The sequence below is a fragment of the Streptomyces sp. BoleA5 genome (genome assembly GCF_000373665.1).
Taxonomy (GTDB): domain Bacteria; phylum Actinomycetota; class Actinomycetes; order Streptomycetales; family Streptomycetaceae; genus Actinacidiphila.
Genome location: NZ_KB892154.1, coordinates 71,075 through 87,723, shown reverse-complemented (window position 1 = coordinate 87,723; position 16,649 = coordinate 71,075). Strand labels below are relative to the sequence as shown.

The 16,649-nt window shown below is 73.3% G+C and carries 16 protein-coding genes; 5 read left to right on the top strand and 11 right to left on the bottom strand.

Going from position 1 to position 16,649, the window contains the following annotated elements:
• Window positions 1-56 precede the first annotated feature (56 nt).
• From B085_RS0137400 to B085_RS0137370, 6 genes are all read right to left on the bottom strand, one after another.
• Window positions 57-890 carry an oxidoreductase gene (locus B085_RS0137400; RefSeq protein ID WP_018563716.1) on the bottom strand — a complete coding sequence of 278 codons (834 nt, stop codon included), beginning with the start codon at window positions 888-890 and terminating at the stop codon, window positions 57-59.
• A gap of 135 nt (window positions 891-1,025) precedes the next feature.
• The gene (locus B085_RS0137395) at window positions 1,026-1,886 is read right to left on the bottom strand and encodes a helix-turn-helix transcriptional regulator (protein ID WP_018563715.1); all 861 of its coding nucleotides are present in this window, start codon (window positions 1,884-1,886) and stop codon (window positions 1,026-1,028) included.
• A 448-nt stretch (window positions 1,887-2,334) separates the two neighbouring features.
• Complete coding sequence (locus tag B085_RS0137385; RefSeq protein WP_018563713.1) at window positions 2,335-4,698, bottom strand: M4 family metallopeptidase; 2,364 nt, start codon at window positions 4,696-4,698, stop codon at window positions 2,335-2,337.
• 635 nt (window positions 4,699-5,333) lie between these two features.
• Entirely contained in the window at window positions 5,334-5,711 is a 378-nt protein-coding gene (locus B085_RS0137380; protein WP_018563712.1) for a hypothetical protein, read from the bottom strand.
• A 56-nt stretch (window positions 5,712-5,767) separates the two neighbouring features.
• On the bottom strand, window positions 5,768-6,328 hold the full coding sequence (locus B085_RS0137375) for a GNAT family N-acetyltransferase (protein WP_018563711.1): 561 nt from the start codon (window positions 6,326-6,328) through the stop codon (window positions 5,768-5,770).
• A gap of 103 nt (window positions 6,329-6,431) precedes the next feature.
• Window positions 6,432-7,028 (bottom strand): MBL fold metallo-hydrolase, encoded by a 597-nt coding sequence (locus B085_RS0137370; protein ID WP_018563710.1) that lies wholly within the window; start codon window positions 7,026-7,028, stop codon window positions 6,432-6,434.
• A gap of 246 nt (window positions 7,029-7,274) precedes the next feature.
• Here B085_RS0137370 and B085_RS49845 point away from each other — a divergent pair, with 246 nt between their 5' ends.
• The gene (locus B085_RS49845; protein WP_018563709.1) at window positions 7,275-7,601 is read left to right on the top strand and encodes a DUF1877 family protein; all 327 of its coding nucleotides are present in this window, start codon (window positions 7,275-7,277) and stop codon (window positions 7,599-7,601) included.
• A 104-nt stretch (window positions 7,602-7,705) separates the two neighbouring features.
• On the opposite strand, the gene B085_RS0137360 is transcribed toward B085_RS49845, so the two are convergent.
• Window positions 7,706-8,917 carry a glycosyltransferase gene (locus B085_RS0137360; RefSeq protein WP_051102265.1) on the bottom strand — a complete coding sequence of 404 codons (1,212 nt, stop codon included), beginning with the start codon at window positions 8,915-8,917 and terminating at the stop codon, window positions 7,706-7,708.
• Between the two features lie 469 nt (window positions 8,918-9,386).
• Here B085_RS0137360 and B085_RS0137355 point away from each other — a divergent pair, with 469 nt between their 5' ends.
• Both B085_RS0137355 and B085_RS0137350 read left to right on the top strand, forming a co-directional pair.
• Window positions 9,387-12,410, top strand: a complete 3,024-nt coding sequence (locus tag B085_RS0137355; protein WP_018563707.1) for a glycosyl hydrolase — start codon at window positions 9,387-9,389, stop codon at window positions 12,408-12,410.
• 93 nt (window positions 12,411-12,503) lie between these two features.
• Window positions 12,504-13,148 (top strand): LysE family translocator, encoded by a 645-nt coding sequence (locus B085_RS0137350; protein WP_018563706.1) that lies wholly within the window; start codon window positions 12,504-12,506, stop codon window positions 13,146-13,148.
• 20 nt (window positions 13,149-13,168) lie between these two features.
• Here the strand turns inward: B085_RS0137350 and B085_RS0137345 are convergent, their stop codons facing one another.
• Entirely contained in the window at window positions 13,169-13,636 is a 468-nt protein-coding gene (locus tag B085_RS0137345; RefSeq protein WP_018563705.1) for a hypothetical protein, read from the bottom strand.
• Between the two features lie 121 nt (window positions 13,637-13,757).
• Between B085_RS0137345 and B085_RS0137340 the strand changes: the two genes are divergently transcribed.
• Together B085_RS0137340 and B085_RS0137335 are read left to right on the top strand one after the other, a co-directional pair.
• The gene (locus B085_RS0137340) at window positions 13,758-14,135 is read left to right on the top strand and encodes a VOC family protein (RefSeq protein WP_018563704.1); all 378 of its coding nucleotides are present in this window, start codon (window positions 13,758-13,760) and stop codon (window positions 14,133-14,135) included.
• Window positions 14,136-14,239: 104 nt separating this feature from the next.
• Window positions 14,240-14,812, top strand: a complete 573-nt coding sequence (locus tag B085_RS0137335) for a class I SAM-dependent methyltransferase (protein ID WP_018563703.1) — start codon at window positions 14,240-14,242, stop codon at window positions 14,810-14,812.
• A gap of 47 nt (window positions 14,813-14,859) precedes the next feature.
• Here the strand turns inward: B085_RS0137335 and B085_RS0137330 are convergent, their stop codons facing one another.
• The 3 genes from B085_RS0137330 to B085_RS47865 all read right to left on the bottom strand — a co-directional run bounded on the left by B085_RS0137330 (window position 14,860) and on the right by B085_RS47865 (window position 16,403).
• Complete coding sequence (locus tag B085_RS0137330; RefSeq protein WP_018563702.1) at window positions 14,860-15,792, bottom strand: aminoglycoside phosphotransferase family protein; 933 nt, start codon at window positions 15,790-15,792, stop codon at window positions 14,860-14,862.
• Between the two features lie 246 nt (window positions 15,793-16,038).
• The gene (locus tag B085_RS0137325; protein WP_018563701.1) at window positions 16,039-16,257 is read right to left on the bottom strand and encodes a DUF1427 family protein; all 219 of its coding nucleotides are present in this window, start codon (window positions 16,255-16,257) and stop codon (window positions 16,039-16,041) included.
• Window positions 16,254-16,403, bottom strand: a complete 150-nt coding sequence (locus B085_RS47865) for a DUF1427 family protein (protein WP_018563700.1) — start codon at window positions 16,401-16,403, stop codon at window positions 16,254-16,256. The genes B085_RS0137325 and B085_RS47865 overlap by 4 nt, the downstream gene beginning before the upstream one ends.
• Window positions 16,404-16,649: the final 246 nt, after the last annotated feature.

Sequence of the window (16,649 nt, the reverse complement as noted above, 5' to 3'; positions counted from 1 at the left end):
CCGCCGCGACGGCGGGGGACCCGGGGCCTTTCGCGCAACCGCGGGAGCGGTCTGGATCACGACGTGAAGTCGGTGGACAGCGCGAGGTCCCGCCAGGTCTCCACGTCACGGGCGACACCGGCGAGCTTGCCCTCCACGTCGGCGACGCTCGCCTTGCCGAGCGGGATCCGGGCAGGCATCTCCTGCGCGCCGGCGACGGTGATGATGGCGGCCGCCGCCTTCACCGGGTCGCCGTCCTGGGCGTGGTTGCTGTCGTCGGCCCAGGCGCGCATCCCGCCCGCGCTCTCCCGGTAGTCCTCGATGACCCGCTCGGTGCGGTGCAGGGAGGAGGAGTCCAGGAAGTCCGTGCGGAACGGGCCCGGCTCGACGGCGGTCGCCTGGATGCCGAGCGGCGCGAGCTCCAGCCGCAGCGACTCGGTCACCGCCTCGACGGAGAACTTGGTCGCGCAGTACAGGCCCCAGCCCGCCCACCCGACGAAGCCGCCGACGGAGCTGAGGTTGACGATCCGGCCCGAGCGCCGGGCACGCATGACGGGCAGGACGGCCCGGGTCACCGTCAGCAGTCCGAAGACGTTCGTGTCGAACACCGCGCGCGCCTCGGCGTCGCTGGTCTCCTCCACCGCGCCGAGCAGGCCCCGGCCGGCGTTGTTGACGAGGACGTCGATGGTGCCGAAGCGCTCGACCGCCGCCTCGACGGCGGCCCGGGCCTGCTCCTCGTCGTTCACGTCGAGCGGTACGGCCAGCAGCCGCTCGGCGTGGGCCGCGAGGGCGTCCTCCACCGCGCGGGGAGTGCGGGCGCCCGCCACGACGTTGTCGCCCCGCTCGAGGGCCTGCCGGGCGATTTCCAGGCCGAACCCGCGGGATGCGCCGGTGATGAACCACGTCGTCATGTGATGTGCTCCTCATGATCACTGGGGGTCGTTCTGTCGACGTGTCCCAGCGTCCGCATCCGGTGGGGGACGGACCAGAGAAGGATCAACCGTAGGAGACGCCTGCCTGGGACCGGCAGTACCAGCCGGATCCGGTCACGGTCGCACGGCAGCGGGGCTCGCCGACCACGTGGCCAGGAAGCGCAGCGCCTCGTGGGCCGGGGTTCCGGGCTGCGCGGTGTAGACGAACACCGTCTGGTCCGGGTCGTCGCCCACGACGAGGCTCTGGAAGTCCAGCGTCATCGTGCCGGCCACCGGGTGCCGGAAGGTCTTCTCGCCGGCCGCCCGGGTCCGCACCCGGTGGTCGGACCACCAGCGGCGGAAGTCGGCGTCGGCGTCCGCGAGTTCCTTCACCAGCGCCCCCAGCCGCGGGTCCTGCGGGTCGCGCGCCGTGCCCATGCGCAGGTACGCGACGCACTCGCGGGCGACGGTTCGCCAGTCGACGTACAGCTCGCGGAAGGCGGGGTCCAGGAACGCCATGCGCACCAGGTTGCGCTGCGGTTCGGGGACGGCCGAGAAGTCGGTGAGCAGCGCCGCTCCCAGGGCGTTCCAGCCCAGGACGTCCAGCCGGTGGCTCAGCACCAGGGCCGGGTACTCCTGCAGACCGTCGAGCAGGGTCTGCGTCTGCGGCCGGATGCGGCCGGGCGCGGAGGCGAGCGGTGCGGCGCCGGCCGCGGCGACCCGCAGCAGGTAGGCGCGCTCGTCGGGGCGCAGCCGCAGCGCCCGCGCGAGCGACTCCAGCACCGCCGTCGAGACGTGCACCGTGCGGCCCTGCTCCAGGCGCACCACATAGTCCACGCTCACGTTCGCCAGCTGCGCCAGCTCCTCCCGCCGGAGGCCCGGGACCCGGCGGTGCCGCCCGTCGTCCGGCAGGCCCACGTCCCCGGGGTTCACCCGGGCACGGCACGCCCGCAGGAAGTCACCCAGCGTGGTGTTCGAAGCGTTCCGCTGACTCATACATCGATTATCGACGCTCCGGGACGGTACCGGGGCCCCTGGGCGCCGGGGGCGCTGCGGCAGCCTCTCCCGCCCGGTCCGCCCGCGCCGCGTCCGCACGCCCGGCGAGGGTGCCCACACCCGGCGCGGGCAGGGTCGGCCGGCCGCGCCGGGCCCGCGGAAGGCTCCGGCGGGATCGGTGGGGCCGCGGTCCGGCGACGTGCTCGCACGGCGGAGCGGGCGCCGCCGAACGGACCGTCGACACGCTGCGCACCGACGGGCTGCGGGTGGTGATCACCGCGGTCGACGCGCCCGCCCACCCGCTGCCCGGCACACCCGGGCGGAATCTTTCCTGATCACCCGTCAGCTCCGGCGCACGGCCCTCGCCCCCGCGTGGCGGCGGGGCACGAGGGCAAGACGGCGGCGCGGCCGGTGCCGGATCGGCACCGGCCGCGCCGGGGGTGGAGGGTCAGAAGGTCAGGCTCCAGCGGTCCAGGTAGCCGGGGTCGACGGTGAAGATGCCGGGGGTGTTGTCGGTGACCCGCAGCTTCCAGGTGCCGTTGGCGGGGACCGCCGAGGCGTCCACGGTGTACGTGGCGTGCACCGCGCCCTCACCGGTGTCCCAGTACCAGGGCTTCACCGGGATCTCCGTGCCGTTCTCGCTCACCAGGGTGACGATCTGGCCGCCGACCCACGGGTGGACGAGGTCGATCGTCACCTTGAGGTCGCTGGGTGCGTTGCCCTTGCGGCCGGTCACGATCAGCGGCGACTCGATCGTCTTCCAGTTGGGGATGTCGTAGCGGTCGGGGTTGACGAAGAAGCGCCCGCCGGAGGCGAGGACGGGCCAGTCGAAGCGCACCGTGCGCTTGGCCTTGCGCTGCTCGGTGTTCTCGACGGTGATGGCCGTCTTGTAGGTGCCGGCCTTCTTCGGCGTGCCGCTGATCAGGCCGGTGCGCGCGTCGATCGACAGGCCCTTGGGCAGCTGCTGCGCGGAGTAGGCCAGCCGACCGGGGCTGGAGCCCACCGCCTCGATCTGACGGGTCATCGGCTGTCCGACGGCCACGGGGCGGGTGGAGGGCGTCACGATGGCGATGTGGTTGACGTAGCGGGCGCCGACGTTGACCGCCGCCCAGGCGTTGCCCACGGCCTCGTAGGTGTCGCTGCCCTGCCCGAACAGGTCGGCGGCCGCCTGGAGGGTGGCGGTGCGGGCGCCGGCGTAGTCGGTGCTGCTGGTCATGTACGTGGTCAGCGCCCGGTACCAGATGTCGATCGCGTTGTGCTGCCCGATGCCGGCGACCGGCAGGCCGTCGTAGGTGGGGCTGTCGTAGGCGATGCCGTTGATCGTCTTCTTGCCGCTGCCCTCGGAGAGCAGGTAGAAGAAGTGGTTCGCCGGACCCGAGCTGTGGTGGACGTCCTCCTTCTTCAGGTCCGGCGTCCAGTAGTCAAGTGACGTGCCCTTGACGGGGTCGGCGTCCTTGGACGGCTGGTCCATGTAGCGCAGCGGCTTGCCGGTGCCCCGGACGTCGGCGAGCTCGCCCAGCATGTAGTCGGGGACGTCGGCGGGGTTGTCGGCGAAGAACTCCACGGCCGTGGCCATGATGTCGCTGGTCGCCTCGTTGAGGCCGCCGGACTCCTTCTCGTACGTGAGGTTGGCGGTGGCGTAGGTCACGCCGTGCGTCATCTCGTGGGCGGCGATGTCGAGTTCGGTGAGCGGGTGCGCGTTGCCGCGGCCGTCGCCGTACGTCATGCAGAAGCAGCCGTCGTCCCAGAAGGCGTTGGCGTAGTTGTCGCCGTAGTGGACGCGGGAGAAGGCTCCGGCGCCGTTGTCGGCGATGCCGTTGCGGCCGAAGCGCTCCTTGTAGAAGTCCCAGGTCTCGCGCTGGCCGTAGGCGGCGTCCACGGCCGCGGTCTGGCGGTCGGCGATCGTGCCGTCGCCCCAGACGTCGTCGTCGTCGGTCAGCAGGTTGCCGATGCCGCCGACACCGGTCAGGTCGTACGTCTTGTGCCCGCCGCGCTCCGGGTCGGTCATCTCGAAGACGCCGCCGTTGTTCACGGTGCCGAGCTGAATCTGCCCGCTGTACTGGCTGTTGCCGGTGCCGGCGCGGATCTCCTCGACGCTCTGCAGTTCCCTGCCGGTCGTGGCGTCGGTGACGACGTTCAGCCGGCTCGGGGTCCCGTCCTTCTGGGTCCCGCTGACGAAGGACTGCCAGGCGAGGGTCGGCTTGCCGTCCGCGAGGAAGACGACCAGGCGGGGGGCGCCGTCGGCGGCCGGGGCCTTGGTCCGCTCGCCCCTGGCCGCGGCGAGGGCGGACTTCTCGGCCTTCGCGGCGCTGATCGCGGCCTTGGTGCTCGGCACCTCGACCGGCGCGGAGGACGCCTTGCTGACGGTGCGACCACCCGCCCGCTCGTGGACCACCAGGTCGCCGCCGATGACGGGGAGTCCGGCGTAGGTGCGCTCGTAGCGCGTGTGCACCGTGCCGTCGGCGTCCTTGATGACGTCCTTGGGTATCAGCGCCTCCTTGCCGCCCAGCCGAAGAGCGCGGGCGGTGGTGGCGCGTCCGTCGGACGCTGCCTTGAGCAACTGCTTGCGCTGCGCGGCGGACAGGGCGACGGCGCGCGCTTCGGGACGGGATTCCGCCACGATCCTGCGCGGCGCCGTGCCGTCCCCGTCGGACGCGGCGACGGCGCCGGTGGCGGGGAGGAGGGGGGTCAGCAGTGCGGCGAGCGTGACAGCGGCGGTCGCCGCGACACGGCCGCGTGCGCCGTGCGCACGTCGGCTGGGAGAGGGATTCGGCGGTGAACTGGCACCCGTGACAGCGGGATGGTTCGTCACTCGTGGAGCTCCTTGTGAGCGGCCATGCGAACGGCCGCTGGGGACGGGAACATTGGAGGCCGATGAGGCCTCCGCGAGGTGACGTGCGAGTGATGCTCGCGCGACGTGGTGGATCGTTTCAGCATGTTCGTCCGCTGTCATCACTGCGGAGATCATTGTCCGAAAGTCGGTCGACTGCGCATCGTGGGAGCGGTCCCACGCGGTGCCGACCACGTGCGGATTTACGGTGCGGCAACAGTGAGGTGACAGTGACGACCGAATGGATTCAGCCACGGTGGCGGACACCCCTCACCGCCCGGATGATGCGGATCTGAGGGTGTTTTCCCTGATCAGTGCGGTGCCGCTGAGGCCGCTACCGGCATCGGGCGGTCCAATTCAGCGGCGGAGGCGAAAATTTCGAGCCAACACCCAAGAGGCCGAGCGGCGGTCCCGGAATCCGGTCACCGAGGTCAACTCGTCGCGCGGTCGGTGCCGTTGGCGACGGCGCGGCAGGACGGAACCCGCGCTCACGGGGAACGCGGGGCCGGGCGGGCGGGGGAGAAGCCGACGGGCCGACCGCCGGCACCGGTGGATCGAAGCCACGTGCGGGGCACCGGGGCGAGCCCGCAGACGAATTCCGCGGATGCGAGGAGGCCCTACGCCTCCCCGGCGTCCGGGACCGCGTACCCGGCCACGGACGGCCAGCGGACGGTCAGCACCGTCGAGTCCTCCTCCGCCACCCACGAGTGGTCCACGCCCTTGCCCCACACGACGTAGTCCCCCTGACGGGCCAGCACCACCGACCGCCCCGGGAACTCGACGCGGAAGCGCCCGCTGACGAGGACCTGCAGCGCGGTGCGCTCCTCGCCCCGCACCCACTCGCCGCGCTCGTCCCCCGCCGGGTGGACGCCCCACTTGATCTCCACGGCGTCACTGTGCCGGGGGTCCCCGGCCTCCTTGAAGTGCCCCAGCAGCCAGCCCCGGTCGAGCGGCGCGTCCTCACCGGCATTGCCCACGTAAACGCTGTCGTCCATGGCCGGGACGCTAACACCGCGGCCCGCCCGTCCCGTCCGGCACGCGGGGTGCCGCCTCACTCGCCGTCGCGGGGGTCTCCGAGCGCCATCTCCGCGGTCACGGCCCACCGTTCGTGACCTCGCCAGGCGCCGTCCAGGTACTGGAAGCGCGGCGAGTACCCCTCGCGCTCGAAGCCCAGCCGCTCCACCAGCCTGATCGACGCGACGTTCGCGGGCTGGATGTTCGCCTCCAGCCGGTGCAGGCCCAGGTCGTCGAAGGCGTACGCCATCACCAGCCGGAGCCCCTCCGTCATGTAGCCGCGGCCCGTGGTCGGCGCGTACGCGGCGTAGCCCAGGGAGCCACTCTGAATGGTGCCCCTGACGATGTTGTTGATGTTGACCCCGCCGACGACGGCGCCCGTCTCGTGGAGGCAGATCACGAAGCCCTTGTGCGTCGGATGGTCGAAGCGCTCCACGTAGGCGGCGAAGGACTCGGGGGTGTGCTCCCACCGGGGCACCCAGGGCGCGTGCAGTGCGGCGCTGGCCCGGGCGAGCGCGTCGATCTCCGCGTGGTCCCGTACGGTGATCCGCCGGATGGCCACCCGGGGACCGTGGGCGAGGAAGGTGTCATCAGCCATCGCGCGATCGTAGTGCGCCCGGCCCGCTCCTACCGCGTCCCGGCGAACGCCGTTCACCCGTGGGCCGTGCGTGGGCGACCCGCTCGTCGCCGCCCACACGGGGTCAGAGCGATCGGCCGGTCCGCAGGTACCGGTAGCCGTGGTCGGTCCCTTCAGCGAGCCAGCCGTTGACACTGCTCAGACCGCGTTCGTTCATCTGGCCGTCGTGGATACCGAACGCCCGCCGCGGGGCGACCGCGTTGACGAAGTCGATCGCCTCGGCCGTCTTCAGCCAGGAGGCCTGGAGCGGGACCATCAGCGTCTCGACCGGCAGCCCGGGCAGGTGCAGCGCGTCACCGGGGTGGTAGACGGCGTCCTCGACGACGTAGCCGAGGTTCGCGCAGTCCGGCCGGCCGGCGTGGACGGGCGCGTGGCGGCCGCCCACCGCGCGGACGCGGAAGCCCGCGGCGGTGAACTCCGAGCCGGCGGTGACCCGGCTCGTCTCCAGCCGCGGGATGTCCGCCCCGGCGGGGGCGTGGACCGGCACGCCGAGACCGGCCAGGCGGAGGACGTCGACGTGGTCGGTGTGCTCGTGCGTGACCAGCACGGCGTCCGCCCCGGTCAGCGCGGCCGGTTCGCTCCACGTCCCGGGATCGATGACGAGCACGCGCCCCTCGTGCTCGATGCGCACGCAGGCGTGGGTGTACTTCGTGATCCGCATGGCCCCGAACGTAGCGCGAGCCCGCACCGCCGTGTGGTGGGATCGCGCGGCACCGCATCCGGACCTCGGCGGGGAGAGAACGATGGGGACTCGCGCCGTTCTCTTCGCCTTGGACGCCACCGACTCAGCACGCATCCTGGCCTGCGAGGACGGCGACGCGCTCATCGGTGTCGCCGCGGAGATCGAGGAGCGCCGGGACACGGACCGCCTCTGCGAACTCGACTCGTTCTGGGACGCGCCGCACCGGTGCCTCACGAAGGCGAGCCGGCCTTCGGCAACGGCGACTTCCCCCTGTCGCACGCCGTCCTCGGCGGGGTACCGCTCCACGAGAGTGGCGGCTACATCGTCTGCCACGTCACCGCGGAGCAGGTTCCCGCGGTCGCCGACGCCCTGGAGCCATTGGACGGCGAGTGGCTGCGCGAGCACTACGCCACGCTCACCTTCGACGCCTGTCAGGGCACGGCAGACGCGGAGGACATCGCCTGCACGCAGGCGTTCCTGCCCGGGCTGAAGCAGTTCCACGGTGCGGCGGCCCGGGAGGGCCGAGCCGTGATCTTCACCGTCGGTCAGTAGGCGGCACGGGGCACCGCCCTCGCCCGCGCGAGGGGCGGGCGAGGGCGGGCGAGGACCATGCCGTCGGCGACATCCCGGCCGCGGAGGCTCCGCGAGACGCCCCGCTACACCGCCTCGACCAGGCGCCGGGCGGCGGTCCGCGCGCCGTCCGTGCGGACCGCAGCGGCGACGGACCGGGCCCGGACCGCCACTTCGGGGGCAAGGGCGGCGTTCAGGGCCGCGTGCAGGGATTCCGCGTCGGGGGTGCCTGCGGGGTGGGCGCTGCCGATGCCGAGCCGGGACACCCGATCGGCGAAGTAGAACTGGTCGAACATCTGCGGGAGGACGACCTGGGGCGTCCCCGCGGCGGTGGCCGCGGTGGTCGTGCCGGCGCCGCCGTGGTGCATCACGGCCGCGACGCGCGGGAAGAGCGCCCGCTGGTTCACCTCGCCGATCGTCAGGCAGTCGGATCCGTCGTCCAAAGCCTCCAGACCGGCCCAGCCCCGCGACAGGATGACGCGCCGTCCGAGCGCGCGGGCGGCGCCGACCACCGTCCTGGCGACGCCGTCCGGTGCGCGCATGCTGCCGAAGCCGCAGTAGACGGGTGGCTCCCCGGCGTCCAGGAACGCCTCCGCCTCGGGGGACAGCGGACGCTCGTCCGGCAGCAGCCAGGCGCCCGTCTGGAGGACGTCGAACGAGGCGGAGGGCTCTGGCCAGGGCGCCAGCGCCGGGTCCGCTGCCAGCCATGGGGAGGCCGTGAAGATGTGGGCGCGTACGTCCCGCACCGGCGGAAGTCCGGCGGCGGCGCGGCGTGCGTTGAGGGGCGCGGCCCACAGGGCGTCCCAGCGGGCGGCGTCCTCGGCCCACAGCGCGCGGTTGCCTTCGTCCCCCTCCGCGGGCTCCTGCCCGAGCATGCCGAAGACCGGCGGCGCGTGGTGCGCGGACGGCAGGGTGACCGGGGCGAAGGCGGCATAGACGTAGCGGATCCCCCGCTGTTCGGCCACCGATCGGGCGGCGACGGCGAGTGCGCCGCCCGCCACGACGCCGTCGCAGCCCTCGGCGGCCGCGCTCACGGCCTCGAACTGCGCGGCGACCGTGCCCTCGATCATCCGACGGCGTTGGTCCGGTGTCGGGATCGCTTCGGCACTCCGCTTCGCCGTCCCGCGGAGTTCGGGCCCGACGGGTACGTACGTGATTCCCAGGGACCCGGCCCATTCGCGGAAATCGGGGGGCGCGCACACCACCGCGCCGTGCCCCATGGCCTTCAGTTCCACCGCCAGCGCCATCAGCGGCTGGACTTCTCCACGTGTCCCGATCGTGGACAACAGAAAACGCATCTCGCTCCCGTCCCGCGCCGTTCCGTCGGCGCGCGAGGAGCGATTTTCATCCCTTATGGGGGCCTTGCCGCAAGGCCCCCCGTGCGCTATACGGTGGAACCGCGGGAAACGGCCGCCGAGCGCCCCGGATTCCGGCGGAGCCGGCCGGGTGACGGATCGCGCCGCCCCTTCCGGACGGCAGTGGACGCCGTCCGGGGAGACCCCTCTGTGAAACGTTCTCATCTCATGGCACACCCGTGCCGCGACGCCTTGGCGCAGGCCGCCGGGACCCCCACCCCCTGACGCCGCGAGCCCCGCCCCCACCACGCCCGTCGGGGTTCGTGTCCGCCGGGACCTTGCCCCCGCCCGGGAACTCGCGTAGCCTCCGCGGGGATTGAAACGGTTCAATACATCAGCACGTTCACCTCGGCACTGATCACTCCGAGGTGAAAAAGCACCTCCACCTCTCACTCCGGGGAGCCACGGAACCATGCACGACGACAGCAACCGCCCCGAGGGCGGCGGGGTTTCCCGCCGCAGCCTCCTCATCGCCACCGCCGTCGCGGGCACCGCGGCGGCCCTGGCCCCCGCGCTGCCCGCCGCCGCCGAGGCGCCGACCGCAACCGGGGCCGCGGGCGCGGGCGGTGCGCCAGGCTCCTTCGCCGAGCCGGGCGGCGCGGTGCGGCCCAAGTTCCGCTGGTGGTGGCCGGACGGGCTGGTGGACCCCGACGAGATCAGACGCGAGGTCGACCAGATCGCCGACGCCGGGTTCGGCGGCGCCGAGATCGCGGCCGTCCACCACAGCGTGAAGGACACCTCCGTCCTGGACACCGAGCACCACGGCTGGGGCAGCCCCGCCTGGGTCGCCGGCGTCCGCGCGGCCCTGGACCAGGCCCGCCGCCGCGGCATCACCATCGACCTCACCGTCGGCCCCAGTTGGCCCGCCGCCGTTCCCGGGATCACCCCCGACAGCGAGGCCGCGGTGCAGGAACTCGCCCTCGGCGCCGTGACCGTGGCCGCCGGCGCCGCCTACTCGGGCCCCGTGCCGCCGCCCTCCGCGGCCCCCGCCTCCGGGGTGACCCGGCAGCGGCTGCTGGGCGTGCTGGCCACCCGGATCGCCCCCGGGAACGCCACCCGCAAGGAGACCGGCCTGGACCGGGCGAGCGTTCGGGACCTCACCGCTCAGGTCGTCGACGGCGCCGTGGACTGGACCTCCCCGGCCGAGGGCGACTGGGTGCTGACCGCCTTCTGGCAGCGCGGCACCGGCCAGACCCCCGAGGGCGGCCCGCACACCTCGCCGACCGCGTACGTCGTGGACCACTTCAGCGCGGCGGGCACCGCGGCGGTCACCCGCTTCTGGGATCGGAACCTCCTCACCAAGGACATCCGGGGACTCCTCAAGAGCGCCGGCGGCGTCCTGTTCGAGGACTCACTGGAGATCGAGACCAAGGCGCTGCCCTGGACCCCGGGGCTCCCCGACGCCTTCGAGAAGCGCAACGGCTACCCGCTGCTGCCCGTCCTGCCGGTGATCGCGATGAGCGGTGGCAACCAGGTCTACGCCTACGACGCCGTCGCGACCCGCCAGATACGCCACGACTTCTGGGACACCGTCAGCGACCTGTACAACACCCACCACCTCACGGCGCTCCGCGACTGGGCGCACACGCTGGGCCTGGGGATGCGCGCCCAGCCGTACGGGCTGCAGACCGACGCGATCGAGTCCGCCGCGCTGCTGGACGTCCCCGAGGGCGAGTCGCTGGGCTTCAAGAACCTCGACGACTACCGCTGCCTGGCCGGCGGCCGGGACATGGCGGGCCACACGGTGCTGTCCTGCGAGTCCGGCGCCTACACCGGCTCCGCGTACAGCACCACGTGGGAGAAGTTCCTGCGCACCATGGGCGGCGCCTACGCGGCCGGTGTCAACCAGACCGTCGTGCACGGCTTCTCCTACGCCACGCTGCCCGGGGTGAAGTGGCCCGGCTACGCGGCCTTCACCCCGTACAACGGCACCGTCGGCTACGGCGAGTCATGGGGACCGCGGCATCCGACCTGGCGGCACGTCGGCGACGTGTCCGGGTACCTTTCCCGGGTGCACCACGCGATGCAGCGCGGCACCTCCCGGATCGACGTCGCCGTCTTCCGGCAGACCGGGTACACCGCGACGGGGATCGGCGCCTCCTGGTTCACCTCGACGGGCGTGCCGCTGGGCTGGACCCACCAGTTCGTCAGCGGTCCCCTGCTGGACCTGCCGTCGGCGAAGGTCCGCGGCGGGCGGCTCGCCCCCGACGGCCCGGCCTACCGGGCCCTGTTCGTCGAGGGCGACTTCTTCTCCGGCTCCGCGGTCACCCTCACCCTCGCGGACGCGCGCCACCTGCTGCGCCTGACGCGGGCCGGGCTGCCGATCGTCCTGCTCGGCGACTGGACGACGGTCACGACGCCCGGCGTGGCGGACGACTCCCGGCTGCGGCAGGTCCGCTCCCTCGTCGCCGAGCTGCTGGCGCAGCCGCGGGTCCGGCAGGTCACGGACAAGGCGGCGGTGGGCAACGCCCTCGCGGACCTCGGTCTGGCGCCCGACGTCAGCTACGCCGTGCCGTCGACGCTGCTGACGATGCACCGCTTCGACGAGGGCGTCGACTGGTTCTACCTCGTCAACGGCAAGCACGCCGAGACCGTCAAGCCCCCCGTCGCCGCGATCGACCACGCCGTCACGGTGCGCCGCACCCGCTCCGGGGCGGTGCCGTACCTGCTCGACCCGTGGACGGGTGAGGCCCGGCCGCTGGCGCTGTACGCGCAGGACGGCGACCTGTTCACGTTCCGGGTGGCCCTGCAGCCGTCCGAGTCGACGGTCGTGGCCTTCGCGCCGCCGGGACGGTTCCACGGCGGGCCCGGCCGGACGCACGCCGTCGCCACGGACGCGGACGACGTGCGCTTCGACGACGGGCGGCTCGTCCTGCGCGCCCACGCGGCCGGTACCTACACCACCGCGCTGTCGCGCGGCGGTTCGGTCGGCACCGTGGTCGAGGAGGTGCCCGCGCCGCGCGAGCTCACCTCGTGGACCCTGGACGCCGAGGACTGGCGTCCAGGCGCCGACCCGGACCGCACCACGGTCGTACGCCACCGGATCGCCCTCGACGCCCTGGCTCCGTGGAACGCCGTCCCGGACCTGACGGACGCCGCGGGCATCGGCCGTTACCGCACCACCGTCGAACTCGAGGAGTCCTGGAGCGGCGGGTTCGGCGCCGTGCTCGAACTCGGCGAGGTGACCGACACCTTCCGGGTCAGCGTCAACGGGCGTCCGGCTCCGGTGACCAGCCACATCAACCCCGTGGTGGACCTCGGCGGGCTGCTGCGCCGCGGCACCAACACCATCGAGATCGAGGTGGCCACGCCGCTGATCAACCGGCTGCGCGTCAGCGACCCGTCCGTGTACGGCGGTGCCGCCTCGCAGCGCACGGGGCTCGTCGGGCCGGTCCGGCTGGTCCCGTACGGCGAGGCCGCGGTGGGCCGGGACTGACGCTCCCGGCCCGCCCGGGTTCCCCCACCGGTCGCCGCACGACCGGCGGGGGAACCCGGGCACCTGGTTCAATGGCCGCGGAGGTGAGGGACCATGGTGTCCACCGACCGGCTGCTCGCGTTCGCGGCGATGTCCCTGCTCGTCATCGTCGTCCCGGGGCCCAGCGTGCTCTTCGTCATCGGCCGCGCCCTGGCGCACGGCCGTCGCACCGCCCTCGCGTCGGTGCTGGGCAACTTCATCGGTTCGTACCTGCTGGTGGTGGCCGTGGCGTTCGGCCTGGGCTCGCTGTTCGAGCGGTCCCTGACGCTCTTCCTCACCGTGAAACTGGCCGGGGCCGCCTACCTCGTCTTCCTCGGCGTGAAGGCCTTCCGGCACCGCCGGGAGCTCACGGTGGGCGCGATGGACGGCCCCGAACGGCCGGCCCGCGGCGACCTGCGGACCGTCGCCGACGGCCTCGCGGTCGGGGTCACCAACCCCAAGGGCATCGTCTTCTTCGCCGCCGTGCTCCCCCAGTTCGTGGACCACTCCGCCGGGTCGCTGCCCGCGCAGATGCTGCTCCTGGGCCTCGTCCCCATCGGCATCGGCCTCGTCAGCGACACCCTGTGGGGCCTGACCGCCTCCGCCGCCCGCATGTGGCTGGGCCGCTCCGACCGCCGCCTCTCCGCGATCGGCGGCGCCGGCGGGCTGGCGATGATCGGCCTCGGCGTCACGGTCGCCGCGACGGGCCGCGCGGACTGACGGTCCGGCGCCCGGGCGCCTCAGATGTGCGCCCTGATCTGCCGCACGGGGTGGCCGAGCGCCTCGCCGAGGGCGACCGGTTCGTCCTCGGCGAACCCGTCGCGTCCGGGGTTCCACACGGCGATCTCGAAGCGTGCGAAGCCGCACGGCCAGTCATGGCGCAGCGCGTCCAGCGAGGTGGCGCCGCCGCAGCACGGGACGTCGACCGCCAGGGTCTCGAAGCCCAGGTCGGCATACGCTTCCAGCAGGTCGGCCCACCACTGCGTGTCGATGGAGCCGCCGCACAAAGGGCAGCCGAGGGACACGAGGTTGCTCCCGCAGTCGACCGGCGTGATGGTGTCGTACCGGCTGACCTCGATCTCGGCGTCGGAACCGTCGGGATCCCGGGGTACCAGCGAGGAGACCAGGGCGGCGGCACGCTCCGCCGCGTCATGGCCCGGCTGCCACCGGGGGTCGGTCGGTATGACCGACAGGACGTCGTCGCTCACGTCTGTCGCTTCCTTCCTCCCGGCGCACGGGACCGGACGGGGGAACACCTGCACGCTGTCCCGCACCCCTGACACAAACCGCGTTGCCCCGGTCCTCCGCCGTGCACAAGAATCCGTCCCCATGACCTCCGCGATGCGCCACATCACGATCGACTGCGCCGACGCCCACCGTCTGGCGAGCTTCTGGTCCCTCGTCCTGGACCGCCCGCTCCACGAGGACGACCATCCCGGTGACGAGGAGGTGCTGATCGAGGTCGACGGCGGCCCGGGGCTGCTCTTCGTGACCGTGCCGGACGCCAAGACCGTCAAGAACCGTGTGCACCTGGACGTCCAGCCGCAGGACCGCACCCGCGACGAGGAGGTCGAGCGCCTGCTGCTGCTCGGCGCGTCGCAGGTCGACGACCGGCGCCGCCCGGACGGCACGGGCTGGGTGGTGCTCGCCGACCCGGAGGGCAACGAGTTCTGCGTCGAGCGCAGCGCGGCGGAGCGCGCGGGCTGAGCCGACCGGCGTTTCAGCCGTCGTCGCCTCGGCCGGCCCGCTCGTCGAGTCCGGTGGAGCGGCCTGCCCGGCCGGGCCGTCACCCACGCGACAGGAGTGATCCGTTGGCATCCACGAGCCGGACCGTATGGGACGAGCACTACGCCGCGGGACGGGACTTCCGTGGCCTCACCGCATCGGAACGCGGTCTGTTCGCCGAGCACGTTCCGCCCGGGACCGGGTCGCGGGCGCTTGACGTGGGTTGCGGCACGGGCGAGTTGGCGCTGCACCTGGCGGAACTCGGCTATGCGGTGGACGGGGTCGACTTCGCCGGGAGCGCCCTGGAGCGGGCCGGAGCGCGCGGGCAGGGCGTCGAGGGCGTGCGCTGGTTGCACGGCGACATCGAAGGCGAAGTCCCCGCCGAACTGGACGAATCCGGCTACGACCTCATCACTCTGCGCCTGGTGGTCGCGGTTCTGCGTGATCGCAGCCGCGTGCTGCGCCGGCTCGCCGCCCGTCTCCGCCCCGGGGGCGCCATGGTGGTGATCACGCCCCTGGCCGTGAACACCCCCGAAGAGCGGAGGCGCATCGCCCTGGACGAGGACGAGATCGGCGCCCTCGTCGAGGGGTGGGCCTCGGTGGACCGCTTCGACGCCGAGGGACGCGCCGTGCTCGTACTGCGCCGGCCACCCGGGTGAGCCGGAGCGCCGGGGGCCGGCCGGCCCCGCGCCGGGCGGGGACACGCTCACCCCGCCGCGCCCTCGCCCTCCCGGGCGAACCGGTCGTGGTCGTCGAGGACTTCGGCGATGATCCGCCGCTCGGTCTCGGCGCGGGCCGGGTCGGTGGTGAGGGAACCGGAGAGCACCAGCAGGGACTTCCACAGGGCCCAGCCGCGGGCGCGGGCCCAGGTGGCTGCGTCCTGGCGGACGGTGCGGCGGAACGCCTCGCGGCTGTCGCCGGAGAACATGGTCCAGGCGATGACCAGATCGCAGGCGGGGTCGCCGACGCCGGAGGTGCCGAAGTCGATGACGGCGGTGAGTTCGCCGCCGTGGACGAGGAGGTTGCCGGAGGCGATGTCGCCGTGGAACCAGACGGGTCGGCCGTGCCATCGGGCGGCGAGGGCGGCGTCCCAGACGGCGCGGGCGCGGGTGGTGTCGACATGGCCTTCGAGGAGGGTCAGGCAGCGGCGGGTCTCCTCGTCGTAGTGGGCGGGCGACGCGCCTCGGTACCAGCTGTGCGGGCCGGCGGCCGGCCCTCCGGTGGGATCGCAGCTCTGGAGGGCGAGCAGGAACTCGCCGACGGCGCCGGCGAACCGGCGGAGGTCGGCGACGCGTTCGGGGGCCGCCGTCTCCCCGGGCAGCCACCCGCGTACGGACCAGGGGTAGGGGTAGCCCTCGCCCGGCACGCCCATGGCGAGGACGGACGGGACGGCCACGGGGAGCGAGGGCGCCAGGCGCGGCAGCCACTCGTTCTCCTTGGCGACCGCGGGGACGTACCCCTCGGCGGTGGGCAGGCGGACGGTCATGGCGTGACCGAGGCGGTAGGTGCGGTTGTCCCAGCCGTCGGCCGCCACCGGGGTGACGGGCAGGTGGCCCCACTGCGGGAACTGCGCCGCGAGGAGGCGCGTGACCAGTGAGGCGTCGATTCCGGCGCGACCGTCGGGCGGGGTGGTGAGCATCCGGCGATGATCACCCGTGTGTCGGCCGGGGGCAACGGATTATCGGGAGGTGGGGCGCCGGCGGGCCGGGTGGGGGATGGCCTGGCCGGGTGGGATGGCCTGGCCGGGTGGGATGGCCCGGCCGGCTCGGCCGGCTCCGGCAGATCACCGGTGAGCCACTCGCGGACGCCTCGGCAGGCCCGCCGGACGCCCTCCACTGGTGGTGGGCCCGGACGACGCGGCTGGGTCCGGACCGGGGAGCGCCCCTCAGGAAGTGGCCGGGGGCGCCCCCTCCGGCGGGTCGGCGGGCCGGTTCCGGCGCGCCAGCAGGTGCCGGGTGGCCACCTCACCGGCGAGGATGCCGAGCAGACCGACGAGCGAGATCCACGGCGGGGCCGGCGCCAGAACGCCCATCAGCCAGTACAGGACACCCGCCAGGGCTCCCACGGAGAAGGCGAGGAGGCACCGGGACAGGAGCGTCCTCACGCGATCCACTCCGGCACGGTGTATCCGACGAGGATGCCCGCCAGGCCGACGAGGCAGACGAACGGCGGCGCGGGGGAAGGCACCCTGAGCAGGCCGTACATGATGCCGACGACCAGGCCGGCTCCGAAGGACGCGGCGTAGTCCACGCCGGCCCCCTTTCCTCTTTGCCCTGTATGCGAGTTTTTTCCCTTTCTAGCAGTGCGGGTGCCGCCGGGCGGCGCAGCGCGACGCCGGAGCGGCCGCGGCGAACCGCTCGCGCCCCGCGCGGGCCAGGCGGAGCCGTGTGCCGCGCCACTGGTGCGACGGGCAACTCCCCCATGCGGCAACGTGACTGACGGCCCCAAACCCACGGGAGGGACAGCGGACGTGGCGAAGATCACCGTGCACGCACG

What these genes read in the sequence shown, in the direction of transcription:
- B085_RS0137350 (WP_018563706.1), top strand. Translation starts at nt 12,504, where the DNA reads ATGGTGTCCACCGACCGGCTGCTCGCGTTCGCGGCGATGTCCCTGCTC.
- B085_RS0137330 (WP_018563702.1), bottom strand. Translation starts at nt 15,792, where the DNA reads ATGCTCACCACCCCGCCCGACGGTCGCGCCGGAATCGACGCCTCACTG.
- B085_RS0137340 (WP_018563704.1), top strand. Translation starts at nt 13,758, where the DNA reads ATGACCTCCGCGATGCGCCACATCACGATCGACTGCGCCGACGCCCAC.
- B085_RS0137395 (WP_018563715.1), bottom strand. Translation starts at nt 1,886, where the DNA reads ATGAGTCAGCGGAACGCTTCGAACACCACGCTGGGTGACTTCCTGCGG.
- B085_RS0137355 (WP_018563707.1), top strand. Translation starts at nt 9,387, where the DNA reads ATGCACGACGACAGCAACCGCCCCGAGGGCGGCGGGGTTTCCCGCCGC.
- B085_RS0137380 (WP_018563712.1), bottom strand. Translation starts at nt 5,711, where the DNA reads ATGGACGACAGCGTTTACGTGGGCAATGCCGGTGAGGACGCGCCGCTC.
- B085_RS0137375 (WP_018563711.1), bottom strand. Translation starts at nt 6,328, where the DNA reads ATGGCTGATGACACCTTCCTCGCCCACGGTCCCCGGGTGGCCATCCGG.
- B085_RS0137360 (WP_051102265.1), bottom strand. Translation starts at nt 8,917, where the DNA reads ATGCGTTTTCTGTTGTCCACGATCGGGACACGTGGAGAAGTCCAGCCG.
- B085_RS0137400 (WP_018563716.1), bottom strand. Translation starts at nt 890, where the DNA reads ATGACGACGTGGTTCATCACCGGCGCATCCCGCGGGTTCGGCCTGGAA.
- B085_RS0137370 (WP_018563710.1), bottom strand. Translation starts at nt 7,028, where the DNA reads ATGCGGATCACGAAGTACACCCACGCCTGCGTGCGCATCGAGCACGAG.